This window comes from Mycobacterium sp. MFM001 (genome assembly GCF_003402475.1).
Taxonomy (GTDB): domain Bacteria; phylum Actinomycetota; class Actinomycetes; order Mycobacteriales; family Mycobacteriaceae; genus Mycobacterium.
On record NZ_BFAB01000005.1, the window covers coordinates 154,630 to 167,709 of the forward strand.

Sequence of the window (13,080 nt, forward strand, 5' to 3'; positions counted from 1 at the left end):
GTCGCTCTTTGGACGCCGGACGTCAGGCCAGCCGGATCAGCCCGTAGTCGTAGGCGTGCCGGCGGTAGACCACGCTGGCCTTGTCGGTCTCCTTGTCGTGGAAGAGAAAGAAGTCGTGGCCGACGAGCTCCATCTGCGAGAGCGCGTCGTCGACGGTCATCGGGGTCGCCGGATGCTCCTTGACCCGCACGATGCGGCCCGGCTCGTGGTAGCCGTCGGCTTCGGACGCCGGCTCGGCGTTTGTGGCCGGCGCCGTCGGCGGGACGGCCGCCGTGGCCGCGGCCACCGAGACGGGGGTCTTGTCGCCGTAGTGCACCTTGCGGCGGTCCTTGACGCGACGCAGCCTGTTCTCCAGCTTGTCGACTGCGGCCTCGAATGCGGCATAGAAGCTGTTGGCCCGGGCCTCGGCTCGGCTTATCGGCCCGCGGCCACGGGCCGTGATTTCGACGCGTTGACACGATTTGCGCTGACGCCGGTTGGGAGCGTGTTTGAGCTCGACATCGAACAAATAGATGGAGCGATCGAACCGCTCTAAGCGAGCTAATTTCTGCGAGACGTAGACGCGGTAGTGGTCGGGGATCTCCACGTTGCGGCCTTTGACGACGACCTCCGCGTGGGGCGTCGGTTCGGTCTGCTCGTCGGCGTCAGCCAGAACTTGGCCGGAATCCACGGTTTGCCTTGACATACTTGCCAACTCGTTTCTCTCGCGTCGCACGCAGCGTGCGTGCCCGGGTGCCAGATACACGCGCCGACGGGGTTCGCTTACTGCCGTGGCCGCCCGCCGGTGCAAGGTGTCGAGAACTCACCTCCTACCGTCGTGGTGTCGTGGCGCCTGATCTGGTATGCGGCGCCGCCGTGAGGCGTTCACGGGTGCTTGATGCCGACCGTAGCCGCGGCCAGGTGGATTTGCCAGTGCTTTCGCGTTTCGAGTTCTTCACGATCTGTTACGCGGCTGCTACGGCCAGCACGGCGGCCACGCGGATGCCTGCCGCGTGCAGGATGCGGACCGACTCGCATGCGGTGGCCCCGGTGGTGACGATGTCGTCGACGAGCAGTACTTCACCTTGGACCGGCCTCTGCAGCAAGACTCGGCCGGTGATGTTGCGCTCCCGCTCGGCGGTGCCCAGACCGGCGGAGTCGCGGGCGAGCGGCTTCATCCGGAGCGCCTGGACGACGGCGATGTCGGGGTGATTCTTGACCGCTGCGGTGGCCATTCGGGTGACGGGGTCGCCGCCGCGTTTTCGGGCGGCCGCGCGACGGGTGGGCGCCGGGACGATGGTCAGCGGCACGTCGAGCAGGCCCCAGGTGATGAGGCGATGGATGCCGAGGGCCAGCGCGTGGGAGAGCGGCTTGATCAGGTCGGTGCGACCGCGGTCCTTCATTGCGACGATCGCTTTTCTTCGCGCGCCGGCGTAGCGGCCGAGTGCGAACACCGGCACTTGTGGGTCGACGCGCGGGGTTACGACATGGGGCTGCTCTGGGGTTGGGGTCAGTTCGTCAGCGCAGGTGTTACACCAGCGGGTCTTCGGCGCGCCGCAGCCGCCGCATTCCAGGGGCAGGACGAGATCGAGCATGCACGCAGTGTGGCGGTGCGGGGTGACAAGGGGCGTCTACACGAGGTGGACAATGCGGAAATTGAAGTCCCCGATGTGTTGGCTTCCGGCCGCGGGCGGGCTCAACTGGCTCGAGGTATGGCCCGAACTGCTAGATGCTGCGCTGGCCAGCCGGCCGAGGATGCCGAGCAAACCCAACACAAGCAAGACGGTGCCGATCGCAATCAGGGCCGTGCCCGGCGAAGCTCCCGAAGGACGTGGCGGCGGATAGCCCGGATATGGCGGTGGAGGGTAAGGCTTTTGGGGCTGTTGCGGCTGGAATGGGTAGCCACCGCCCGGCGGTGGTGGCTGCTGCGGCCACGGGCCGGGCTGATACGGGCTACCTCCCGGCATTCCTGGAGGGGGCGGGGGGTAGCCCGGCGTATACGCGCCTGGCTGCATCCGACTGCGCGAGCGCTGCTGCAGGCCGATGATCAGCATCACCAAACCTGCCAGAGGAATACCGAACAGCCCGATCAAGTACCCCACCTGAACCGTGACGTTTCGCTCGGCGAGGAGGGTGGTGATCATTCGAGGATTCTAAGCGTGGCAGTCGGAGGCCGTCGGTTTACTTTGGTTTCCAAGCCACTCTTGGTCCACTGACAGGAACCTATTGTCGGGCGAGCGATCACTGGCAGCACATTTTGGGAGGCTCGGGCCTTTCGCCTAATTGGCGCAGCTCGGCGGCAACCGACGCTAGCAGTGCCCGGTACTGGTCGTGGGTCATCAGTCCGTGCTCATGGTTGCGGCCAAGGTGATACTCCGCGTTGCGTAGTTCCCGGATTCGAGCCTGCTGCGGCGTGAGTTGCTCTGACGCGGCGTGGCCGGCGATGACGTTTTCTATTGGGGTGAGCTGATAACCGCAGCGCGCCAGAAACTCGAGGTAGACGCTGCAGTATTCGCGGGCCGAGAATCGCCAAGTTTCTTCTTTGTCGATGCCCCATTCGAATGCCCCTAGTGCCATGGCCCACACCGCTGTCGCAGGGTTGCCGGTGCGCTGCAAAGCCACTGTGCCGCTGGACAATTCGTCGCCAATGCCAAGTAATTCTGCGGCAACGCTCATGCTCGCTGGACATAACAGTGTGGTCAGAAAGTGGAAATTTTCGGCAATGAAGAAGTCCACGTCCGCCGGCGGCCTGGCCGCGAACAGAAGATGCTCGCGGACCCACGCATGTCTAGTGTCGCGAACGGCTGCCGCAAGCCGCCGGTCCTCGTTTGCCACCCGCCAATCGATGAGGGCATACTCTCGAGCACTCGACCCCAGCAGGATCGGCTGCGCGCCTGTGAATGACTTGTTCGCCATCATTTCGCTGAGCGTGACCGCCCGTGCTGCGCCGCCTGAGAGGTAGACGGCGTCGATGACAAGCTCGGAATTCCGTGCAAGCCGGGCGAGCGTTTCACCTCCGCCCACGTAACGGCATATGCGATCCTCTTCCTTCAGGTCATCGCGGGTATAGATGAGCCCGAGAACGCGGCGCCGGGATAGGTCACGAAGATCGCGGTAGATACACCATCCCGCTGGGCCGGCCACCGATGGCAGCAATTGCCGCGAGATGGCGACGAGCAGATCGTCGACGGTTGCAGTTGCCGGGAAGTCCCAAAATTGCAAGTGTGAGTCCACATCATCAGCCATACAGACCGAACCCCGGTCAACGATCACGCGTACGTGCCCCGATTCGCCCACCGCACTCCTTTTCTCGCTGGCGCTTCGCTCACCGCGACGATCGACAGACCGATGCTTCGTACGGCGCCGGCAGTAGACTGATTATGCTGATTATGTCCGACCCCCGAACACAAACGACAATAGGCAGGTCAACACTCTCCGAAGCTTTTGACGATGTAGATTTCCGTCGTCAGGATCATTGGTGATCAAGAAACTATCCCGAATATGGCCCGCGCCGAGCCCAGCATCGCCGTTTCCACGAGGTACCGGATACAACGCGATTCATCGCGGTTAGCCATGTTATGAATGCTCTCTGTACCATACTGCGGCAAATTGTCGCCGGTAATACTATACCGGCGTACCGCGATTGCTCCCTGGCTGTTGCAAGAGAAGTTCATCGTGTTCGTGGCGACGACACGCTTCCACAAATTCAATTGCGGCGGTTTTGTCATCTAGAAAAATACGATACTGCTCGGGGGAGATTTGGTAATACTCTTCATAATCGACAATACCGTTGCTGACAGGTATCGATGCGTAATAGCGACCAGACGTCGACTCGATACCTAGTGAGTACCGGTCTTCCTTGGAGAAAAATGTGTCGTCGAACTTCATGAGGGCCTTCTCCTACTAATTAATATCTGTGCGAGTATAACCACCGTCGGGTATCCTTCCGCCATCGATAACAGCTTCTGACGCACCATCCGGCAATAAACCGCCGGGAAGCCACTGTTCGTTTGCGCCCGCTTCGTTGCCGGACGGGATGCGCAGATTGAACTCTTGCGGCTGGGCTATATCGATCCTGACGAGCTTTTTCGACTCAAGAAATCCGTCAGGCAGCCCAAGTGCTTTCTCGAGTGCGCGCGGGTCACCTTGAGTCGCATCCATCAGGGCGTCTGCCTCACTTTTTGGCATCACGAACGAGGTTCCATCGCGCTGGGCGATTCCCCATTTGTCAAGATTCGTCTCGGGCATGAATCGAGCTGCGCCATCGTGAAATTTTTCTAGATGGTTCTGAATGTATTCAGGCGATAAATAATCGGACGGATCAGGGCGATCACCCTTCTCCATTGCCAGGATCTCATCACGTTTTTCGTCGGTCAAGCCATTGGGTGACACGTCATCCGTGTGCGGTCCATCATGATCGGCGGGTGTGCCATTATCGGGTCCGCGTGAGCCGTCATGTCCGGATCCTTCACCAGGGCTGTGATGATCCGGCCCGCCATGGCCGCTGCCATCACCACCACCGGTGCCATGGCCGTCACCGCCGCCCGGCCCGCCGGGGTCGTGCGGTGGTGGTTCGGGTGAATGAGCCCCGCCCGGATATGAGTCCGGAATCGGCTCGTGGGCCGGAGACATCGGAGCAGCCTCAGGGGCATGCGCGCTTGCCAACGTCGGTTGGCCCGCGGATGCATCAGCAGTCACGGGCATGCTAGGCGTCTGGATGCCGGCGGACGGTGCGTGCTCACCAGCCGCCGCAGCAGAACCCACCGGCGCGGGTTCGTGAACACCACCGCCGGGCGCGGCGCCTGCAGGCGCGGTGTGGTCGGCTGCTGCCACCGGCGCAGGTTCGTGCACGCCTCCACCGGGGGTGGCGGGTCCGGGCGCTGGGTGCTCGACAGCTGGCGTCGGCGCCGGTTCGTGGATGCCGCCCGGCTCGCCGCCACCCGGATGGGGAGCCGAAGGGGCATCGATCGGTGGTCGCCCCGCACCGGACCCGCTCCCAGCTCCTGCTCCCGGTGCCGGGGCCGGAGCCGGCTCGGCCGGCCTTACCGACGGTCCCGGTTCGGGTGGTCGCCCGGGCGGAGCGGGGGCTGCGACTTCGCTGGGCTTGACCTCGATCGAGTTGAGATCGCGAGCGATGCTGGAACCCTTTGCGGCGACACCGGATTCCGCTCCTGCACCGAGGATTCCCTCACTGGCGCGTGCCGCTTGGCTTTCGGCCCGAGCCGCTTGTGCCGCTTCGTCGGCGGCCTTGGCACCCTCCGCGCCGGCCTTGGCTTCCCCAGCACCGGGAATCAACAACTGCGCGATAGTGCCGCCGACGTATCCCGCCCCCCGCATCGGATGATCGCTGGTCCAGTCCTTCGCGTCGACCATGCCCTTGGCCACGTCGAGCTTCTGGTCGAGGAAGCCTTTAGGGTCATGGGCAAATTGCATCGCTTGCTCCGCAAACGCGTTGACTGCTGTTGCGGGGTTGCCCATGGCCAAGAGCTTTGCGAGGTCTTTCGGGTGGGTAGCCAAATCCTCCAGGCTGCCGACGGTCCCGATAACGCTCTTGACGCCACCTTCGCTGAAGTCCAAGCCGGCGGTAAATTCGTTCGCCACGGCGTTGCCCACGGTATTGCCCAGGTAGTGGGTGAACTCTTTGCGGGCCCAGTTCTCGAATTCTGTTGTCAGATTGTCGAGTTCGTTCATGGCGTCCTGAAACAGCGTCGAAACGCTGTCGGCCTCGCGATTGAGGGTGTGCAGGACCTCCTTGATGTCGTTGGCGATCTGCTTGATGTCGTCCATCGGATTGTGCCCAGTGAAGAAGCCGACCACCTCTTGGGCCATTCCCGACGGGCTCAGCTTGTGCAACAAGTCGCGGATCGCGTTCTGTGACGACTCCACCTCGCCCGCAAAGGAATCCAAGGACGACGCAATCGATTCGCATTGCTTGCCGAAGCCGCCCACACCCGAACTCATTTTCGTCACCGCATCGGTGATCATTGACAGCTCTGGGATGTCGTGGCCCGACAAGTCGGCAGAGCACGCCGCGACCGCCTCGGTCATGCCCGTCACTGCCGAGCCGAACGTGCGCCAAGCTGCTGCCGCGGCCCGCAACGTCGCCGGGTTGCCATCCGGCCATGGACTGCCCACGAACTGTCGGACCACCGCCCACAACATCGGTTCGCCGACCGCAGGTCCGAACGGATTCGGCATCGTCGGGCCCGAGAACTTCGGCGGCTCACCCGGTGGTGGCACCGACGGCTCGGCTCCCCCGACGGTCGAGGCCGCCTCACTGTGGGCATAGTTCGACGCCGAGACCTCGATGCCGTACCCGATCTTGCGACAAGCGTTCACCGCGGCCTCAGCCGCCGAAAACAACGCCTGCCCACCTTGGCGATAGCTCAGCGCGAACGCCTTGCCGGCAGGATCGTCGCCACACATTTGGCCCGACGACGACAACGCCGACTCCAGCGCCTGCACGGCGGCCGCCAAGGCGTCGCCCTTTTCCGCGAGGTTCTTCCCGTCGCCGGCAAGCCGGACCGGATCGACCTCATAGCCACCCACGAGGGGTCAGCCCCAGTTGCGGATATTCGTTTGCATTGCGCCGTGGTAATTCTCGTGCGCACCGACGGCGATACGACGCAGATCGGCCAACGCCTGGCGCATCTCCTGCGCCCCTTCGGACCATCGCTGCTGCGCGGCGGCCTGGGCTTGCCCGCCGGTGCCGTCCCATGCAACACCCAACGACCGTTCCGCGGCCGTCACGTGTGCCAGCTTGTCTTCCATATGCTGCTCGAACTCCGACATCCGGTCCGCGGCCGCCAACAACGCCGCCGGATCCACCCGGAACGCACTCACGGCTACACCCCCGCCCCGTCGATGCCCGCGGCGCCCGCCTGATCGGTCTGCGAATACCGCGACGCAGCATCGGCCAACAAGGCCGACATCGTCGTCAGTCCCTGCAAGACCTTTGTCGCGCCCTCATGCCATTCACGCCAGACCGCGTTGTACGACGACGACGCCTCGCCGGTCCAGGAGCCACCCAACAACTTGCCGACTTCGTCGTCGATGGACCCCAGACCCGCACGCAACTCCTGCGCCACCGCGCCGAACTCCGCAGAGGCGTGCGTCAACTGCTCCGGGGTCACCCGCAACTCGGACATCGCACCTCCCCTGAACGAACGACCATAAAACGCTACCCCACCCGCGGAACCCCAAGTGACACCAATTTCGCATGTCAGCCCGGTCTCGAGACCTCACGATCCGCCACGAGTGGGGACTTAATGCACGCTTTTTGCAATTTTCCGTGTCATAACTGCACACTCGGCGGGCCGGTGACGGGCCAACCTAACCCGGCAGCACGGGCACCGCGCCGCCCACCATGAACGGCGCGACGCCCAACCAGCCCTGCGGACCTTCAGCGCCGGAGCCCGACAGCTGTAACACCCCGCGCGGATCGGCGACGTAGACCGTCGACGGGTTGGCCGCGATCGTCGTCACCGGAAGCTGCAAATTGCCGCTCGGCGCATCGGAATTCACTCCGTCGAGGTTCACATACGACACCGGATGCTGCGCGTCGGTGCGGCTGACCGCCAGGTCGTCACCGGTGCGCCAGGACAGCGACACCACCGACGAACCCAGACCGAAGCCGAGCCGCCGCGGAAAGGTCAGCGCGAACTGGCCGGCTTGCGTCTGCTCGATACTGGCGAGAATCACCTGCCCTTCGATGACCATCGCCGCCCGTGTCCCGTCGCGAGAGAGCTGCAGCTCAGTGATCGCGCCGGGGAAGCGGCTGGACACCGCGGCCGAATCCACCGGCATGCGCGCCGGCTGCCCCGACGCCGTCTCCTGAATCGCCCGCAGCACGTTGTTGCCGTCGGCCACCACCCACACCGCGTCGTCCAGCGACCAGCTGGGCCGCGAAAGGCTATGTCCGTCAGCGGCTTGCACCGCCTCGCCGCCCAAATCGCCGATCCACAACGACGCCTCCACATCGGGCGCACCCGGTCGCAGCGTCACCACCGACGCTGCCCGGTGCCCGTTGCGGGACAGCGCCGCCGCGCTCTGATTCGTCGGCCTGCCGAATGCCCCTGCCACCGGGGTAGAGCGCTGCCCGTCCAACGACACCATGGCCCCGCCGACCAACGCGTGCACACCGGCCGCCGCCCCTTCGTCCACCCCCGGATCGGTGGCGGCCACGTCGGAGGTCTTCCACCCGTCGGCGAACCGGTCGTCCAGTGCGGCGCCGTCGGCGTCGATCACGTACGGGCCCTTGATGTCTGCGCGCGCCAATGTCCAAATGACCTGCGCCGCAAGAAGTTGCCGGCTATGCGGGTCGACGACTGCCGGCGTCTCCAACTCGATGCGGGCCCCGCCGTAACCCCGGCCCACACCGGTTTTCCCACCGTCGGCGCGAGTCACCGGCCCACGCAGCCGGACCGGCGGACCGAGCATGTTGTGCACTGCTTTACTGATCTCCGGACGCGGGCCGGCGATCAGCTTGGAAACCAGCTCGGTGGCTAGCTGGTCCGGATCGGACACCGCGACGTAGCGCGGATCGGGAACAAGGGTCTTGCCCGTCGGGTCGGCGAAGTACAGCGTGTTGCGCTTGTACGTGGCCTGGAATTGCTGCCAGTCCAAGAACACTCCGTTGGGCAGTCGGTCGATGCGCCAGCCGCCGGGCGTCTTGACCAACTCGATCGGACCGGGATCGGGCAGCACGCCCTCGGCGGTCTCGAACACCCCCATATCCGACAGCGAACCGAGAATGTCGGCTCGCATGGATACCGAAACCCGGTCAGTGCCACGGGTTTCCACGAACACCACGTGGTCGATCAGCAACGCGCTACCGGCGTCGTCCCAGCCGTTGGATGCCTTTTGGGTAAGGAACTGCCGGGCGGCCAGGTGCCGGTTCGCGGGATCGGCTGTGGCCTTGAGGAATTCACGCAGTAGCAGATCGGGGTCCATGCCCGGCGTGGGCTTGGGCAGGTTCGACGGCGCAGGTCGCTCGACGGTGCCGATGGCCTGCGGCGCCGACGAGCTGGGCACACCGGCACAGCCCGCCAACACGCCCACCGCGAACAGCAGTGCGGCAAGCCGCCGCATCACGCGCCCCTTTCGGCATGCTCGCGCTGGCGGACCTGACGCTCGTTGCGGTCGCGGTCAATCGGTCTCATCGGCAGCGGGCTGGTGGTGACCTTGTGCCCGCGCACCAGCGGGAGCGTCAGCCGGAAGCAGGCGCCCTTGCCGGGTTCGCCCCACGCCTCGAGCCGGCCCTGGTGCAGCCGTGCGTCCTCGACACTGATCGCCAAACCCAGTCCGGTCCCGCCGGATCGGCGCACCCGAGACGGGTCGGAGCGCCAGAACCGGCTGAACACCAGCTTCTCCTCGCCCGGTCGCAGCCCAACTCCGTAGTCGCGCACCGTAACTGCGACGGTGTCTTCGTCGGCGGCCATCCGGATCCGCACCGGCTTGCGCTCCGCGTGGTCGATCGCGTTGGCGATCAGGTTGCGCAGGATGCGCTCGACGCGGCGGGAGTCGACCTCGGCGATCACTTCCTCGGGCGGCATGTCGACGATCAGCTTGACGCCGGCGTCCTCGGCCAGGTGGCCGACGTTGCCCAGCGCGCTGTTGACCGTCGAACGCAAATCGACTGCCTCGACGGACAATTCGGCCACGCCGGCGTCGTGGCGGGAGATCTCCAGCAGATCGTTGAGCAGGGTCTCGAACCGGTCCAGCTCGTTGACCATCAACTCGGTGGAACGTCGCAGCGCGGGATCGAGGTCCTCGCTGTGGTCATAGATCAGATCGGCCGCCATGCGCACCGTGGTCAGCGGTGTGCGCAACTCGTGGCTGACGTCGGAAGTGAACCGGCGCTGCAGGTTACCGAACTCCTCCAGTTGCGCGATCTGGCGCGACAGGCTTTCGGCCATGTCGTTGAACGACACCGCCAGCCGGGCCATGTCGTCCTCACCGCGCACCGGCATCCGCTCCGATAAGTGCCCTTCGGCGAAGCGTTCAGCGGTTCGCGCGGCGGCCCGCACCGGCACCACCACCTGACGGGAGACCAACAGCGCAATCCCGGCCAGCAGCACCAACAGCACCACGCCGCCGGTGGTCATGGTGCCGCGCACCAGCGCGATCGTGCTTTGCTCGTTGGCCAACGGGAAGATCAGGTACAGCTCCAGGTTGGTCACCCGCGACGACGCCGGGCTGCCGATCACCAGCGCCGGGCCGGAGAAGCCCTCGGTGTGCACGGTTGCGTATTGGTAGGCCACCTGCCCGGCCTTGACGAATTCGCGCAGGGCGCCGGGCAGTTGGTCGACGGGCCCGGCGGCGGCCGCGGGCCGGGGACCGTAGCCCGGCACCACCAGCACCGCGTCGAACGCGCCGGCCGTCCCGGCGCCGGACGTCGGGTCGGTTTTCGACGTCAACGTGTTGCGGGCCAGCTGCAGGCTGGAGTCCAGCGAGCGCGCCTCCTCGCCGCTGACGATGCCGCTGACCGTGGTGCGGGCCCGCTCGATCTGCTCGATGGCCGCGCGGACCTTCACGTCGAGCACCCGGTTGGTGACCTGGCTGGTCAGCACGAAGCCGAGCGCCAAGATGACGGCGAGGGACATTCCGAGAGTCAGTGCCACCACCCGCAGTTGCAGCGAACGGCGCCAGGCGACGGCTACGGCTCGACTCAACGCACTCATGCCCCGCATCAGTGGGCCAGATAGGCCCCAACGACCGCGAATGCGTCGCCGCGAGCCCCAAATCACGGGGGTCCGGCCTTGTATCCCACTCCTCGAACGGTCAGGACAACGGTCGGGTTCTCCGGGTCTTTTTCGACCTTGGCCCGCAGACGCTGGACATGCACGTTCACCAAGCGGGTGTCCGCAGGGTGACGGTATCCCCACACCTGTTCGAGCAGCACATCACGAGTAAACACCTGGCGTGGTTTGCGTGCCAGCGCCACCAGCAGGTCGAATTCCAGCGGTGTCAGCGAGATCTGCTCGCCGTTGCGGGTCACCTTGTGCGCGGGCACGTCGATGTCGACGTCGGCGATGGACAGCATCTCGGCCGGCTCGTCGTCGTTGCGGCGCAGCCGTGCCCGCACCCGGGCCACCAGCTCCTTGGGTTTGAACGGCTTCATGATGTAGTCGTCGGCGCCCGACTCCAGGCCGAGCACCACGTCGACGGTGTCGGTCTTGGCGGTGAGCATGACGATCGGCACGCCGGAGTCCGCGCGCAGCACCCGGCACACGTCGATGCCGTTCATGCCTGGCAGCATCAGGTCCAGCAGCACCAGATCGGGACGCAGCTCGCGCACTGCGGTGAGCGCCTGGGTGCCGTCACCGATGACCGCGGTGTCGAAACCTTCGCCGCGCAGCACGATGGTGAGCATCTCGGCCAGCGAAGCGTCGTCGTCGACGACGAGAATCCTTTGCCTCATGGTGTCCATGGTGTCACCAGTTCGCGACAAAACTCAGTTCCCACACCCGTGTTTCTTCCAGTTCAGCGGGCACCCAGCCGGGCAGCAAGCTCAGCGGGGTCGACGTCGGCGTCCACCACCAGCCAGCGCCCGCCCCACTCGGCGGCGGCCAAGCCGGCGTATACCGCGCCAGTTCGACGCTGCAGGTCGTCGTCGCGTTCGTAAGAGTCGCGCTGGCGGCCGGCTTCCTGGCTGGCCCGCTGCCGGGCGCGTTGGCCGGCTAATTCTGCCGAAACCCCAAGCAGCACTTGCCAATCCGGCATCGGCAGGCCCAACCGCCGGTATTCCATGTCATGTACCCAGCCCGCCACTTCCCCGTCGGCGTTCTGGTGCAGACGGGCCGCGCTGTAGGCGGCGTTGGATGCCACGTAGCGGTCCAGGATGACGACGTCGTGGCCGCGGCACAGCTCCTGGATGTGCTCGACGGCGCCGGCGCGATCCAGCGCAAACAGCATCGCCATCGCATACACCGACGAGGCGAGGTCGCCGTGCTGCCCGTGCAGCGCCTCGTGCGCGACGTCGGCGGCCACCGACTGGCCGTAGCGCGGGAACGCGCACGCGGCCACCGACTTGCCGGCCGCCTCGAAGGCTGCGCGCAGACCGTTCGACAGCGTCCGTTTGCCGGCGCCGTCGACGCCTTCGATCGCGATCAACACGGCGCGAGCTTATCCGCGTCGTCCGACGATTTGTGCATTTGCTGACTCGTCGACTCGGAGCTCACTACACTCGGAGACCCCAATTCCCGCAAAGAGGCACACAATGCGCAAACAGCTCGCCGCGGTTCTCGGCGGTGTCCTCGCGGTCACCGCCATCGGCACCGCGCCGTTCGCTGCCGCCGATGAGAACAGCTACATCAACGCGCTCAACCGCGACGGCATCGGATTCACCAACCGCGGCTACGCGATAGCGATGGGCAACGAAATATGCCGCGGCCTCGGCAGTGGGCTCTCACCCGACGATGTCGCCAATACGATCGTGCGCGCCGGCAATGCGCCCTACTCCGCCGCCCAAGCCAATCGGATCATCGCCGACGCGACTACACACCTCTGTCCGGGCTAGCCCCATTTGGCGGCTTCGGCTTGGTCGCGGGCCAGCATCGACACCGTGTTGGTCTCGTGCGTGCCCGCCATCGCGTGATAGGCCCGCACCAGATCGGCCATCGCCTGATTCCACTGCGCCTGCCACGCCTGATACGTCATCCCGGTATCGCCCTGCCACGCCGCCGACAACGCCGCCTGCTCACTGGCGATATCGGCCCCCAACCCCTGCATCGTGGCCGCATAAGAGGCCATGTCCCCGGCATGGGCCAGCATCGCCGGGTAGTTGTACATAATCTGCGACATCAGAAACCTCCCGTGTACGTCGACGCGGCCGCGGCATCAGAGGCCACATACGTGCCCGCCGCATCACCCAAATTGGCCTGCGCAATATCCAGCAGCGCATTCACCTTCGCCGCCACCTCCACAAACCGGGCATGGGCGGCCTGAAACGCCGCCGCAGACTCCCCGACATGAAACGCCTGCGCCGAGAGCGCCTCCTGCTCGGCCTGACCGATCGTCGAGCGCATCAACCCCGCCTTAGCCGCAAACGCCGACTGCGACGCCACCAACTGCGGAATATGGGCATCCAACATACTCATT

Annotated in this window: 15 protein-coding genes; 1 reads left to right on the forward strand and 14 read right to left on the reverse strand. The window is 65.3% G+C overall.

Annotation, left to right across the window (positions count from 1 at the left end; genetic code table 11):
* Nucleotides 1-22: 22 nt before the first annotated feature.
* The 12 genes from hpf to MFM001_RS10720 form a co-directional block, all read right to left on the reverse strand.
* Nucleotides 23-670: a ribosome hibernation-promoting factor, HPF/YfiA family gene (hpf, locus tag MFM001_RS10665; RefSeq protein WP_192886918.1), complete on the reverse strand. Its 648-nt coding sequence runs from the start codon at nucleotides 668-670 to the stop codon at nucleotides 23-25.
* Between the two features lie 274 nt (nucleotides 671-944).
* The gene (locus tag MFM001_RS10670) at nucleotides 945-1,574 is read right to left on the reverse strand and encodes a ComF family protein (RefSeq protein ID WP_116375246.1); all 630 of its coding nucleotides are present in this window, start codon (nucleotides 1,572-1,574) and stop codon (nucleotides 945-947) included.
* Between the two features lie 36 nt (nucleotides 1,575-1,610).
* Nucleotides 1,611-2,123: a hypothetical protein gene (locus MFM001_RS10675; RefSeq protein WP_116375247.1), complete on the reverse strand. Its 513-nt coding sequence runs from the start codon at nucleotides 2,121-2,123 to the stop codon at nucleotides 1,611-1,613.
* Nucleotides 2,124-2,220: 97 nt separating this feature from the next.
* Nucleotides 2,221-3,225, reverse strand: a complete 1,005-nt coding sequence (locus tag MFM001_RS10680) for a hypothetical protein (RefSeq protein WP_116375248.1) — start codon at nucleotides 3,223-3,225, stop codon at nucleotides 2,221-2,223.
* Between the two features lie 378 nt (nucleotides 3,226-3,603).
* Nucleotides 3,604-3,867 (reverse strand): hypothetical protein, encoded by a 264-nt coding sequence (locus MFM001_RS10685; RefSeq protein ID WP_116375249.1) that lies wholly within the window; start codon nucleotides 3,865-3,867, stop codon nucleotides 3,604-3,606.
* 15 nt (nucleotides 3,868-3,882) lie between these two features.
* Complete coding sequence (locus MFM001_RS10690) at nucleotides 3,883-6,528, reverse strand: hypothetical protein (RefSeq protein WP_116375250.1); 2,646 nt, start codon at nucleotides 6,526-6,528, stop codon at nucleotides 3,883-3,885.
* Between the two features lie 6 nt (nucleotides 6,529-6,534).
* A complete protein-coding gene (locus MFM001_RS10695) occupies nucleotides 6,535-6,822 on the reverse strand; it encodes a WXG100 family type VII secretion target (protein ID WP_116375251.1) in 288 nt (95 codons plus the stop codon).
* A gap of 2 nt (nucleotides 6,823-6,824) precedes the next feature.
* Nucleotides 6,825-7,127: a WXG100 family type VII secretion target gene (locus MFM001_RS10700; protein WP_116375252.1), complete on the reverse strand. Its 303-nt coding sequence runs from the start codon at nucleotides 7,125-7,127 to the stop codon at nucleotides 6,825-6,827.
* Nucleotides 7,128-7,311: 184 nt separating this feature from the next.
* Nucleotides 7,312-9,069 (reverse strand): MtrAB system accessory lipoprotein LpqB, encoded by a 1,758-nt coding sequence (gene lpqB, locus MFM001_RS10705; RefSeq protein WP_116375253.1) that lies wholly within the window; start codon nucleotides 9,067-9,069, stop codon nucleotides 7,312-7,314.
* Nucleotides 9,069-10,727 (reverse strand): MtrAB system histidine kinase MtrB, encoded by a 1,659-nt coding sequence (mtrB, locus tag MFM001_RS10710; RefSeq protein ID WP_116375254.1) that lies wholly within the window; start codon nucleotides 10,725-10,727, stop codon nucleotides 9,069-9,071. Before mtrB ends, lpqB begins: the two co-directional genes overlap by 1 nt.
* The gene (gene mtrA / locus MFM001_RS10715) at nucleotides 10,724-11,410 is read right to left on the reverse strand and encodes a two-component system response regulator MtrA (RefSeq protein ID WP_015354856.1); all 687 of its coding nucleotides are present in this window, start codon (nucleotides 11,408-11,410) and stop codon (nucleotides 10,724-10,726) included. The genes mtrB and mtrA overlap by 4 nt, the downstream gene beginning before the upstream one ends.
* 53 nt (nucleotides 11,411-11,463) lie before the next feature.
* Nucleotides 11,464-12,096: a dTMP kinase gene (locus MFM001_RS10720; protein ID WP_116375255.1), complete on the reverse strand. Its 633-nt coding sequence runs from the start codon at nucleotides 12,094-12,096 to the stop codon at nucleotides 11,464-11,466.
* Between the two features lie 103 nt (nucleotides 12,097-12,199).
* On the opposite strand from MFM001_RS10720, the gene MFM001_RS10725 reads away from it, so the two are divergent.
* Nucleotides 12,200-12,499: a DUF732 domain-containing protein gene (locus MFM001_RS10725; protein WP_116375256.1), complete on the forward strand. Its 300-nt coding sequence runs from the start codon at nucleotides 12,200-12,202 to the stop codon at nucleotides 12,497-12,499.
* On the opposite strand, the gene MFM001_RS10730 is transcribed toward MFM001_RS10725, so the two are convergent.
* Both MFM001_RS10730 and esxG read right to left on the reverse strand, forming a co-directional pair.
* Nucleotides 12,496-12,783, reverse strand: coding sequence for a WXG100 family type VII secretion target (locus MFM001_RS10730; RefSeq protein WP_116375257.1), 288 nt, complete (start codon nucleotides 12,781-12,783; stop codon nucleotides 12,496-12,498). The two genes, MFM001_RS10725 and MFM001_RS10730, sit on opposite strands and share 4 nt — an antisense overlap.
* Nucleotides 12,783-13,079 carry a type VII secretion system protein EsxG gene (esxG, locus tag MFM001_RS10735; protein WP_116375258.1) on the reverse strand — a complete coding sequence of 99 codons (297 nt, stop codon included), beginning with the start codon at nucleotides 13,077-13,079 and terminating at the stop codon, nucleotides 12,783-12,785. The genes MFM001_RS10730 and esxG overlap by 1 nt, the downstream gene beginning before the upstream one ends.
* Between the last annotated feature and the right edge of the window lies 1 nt (nucleotide 13,080).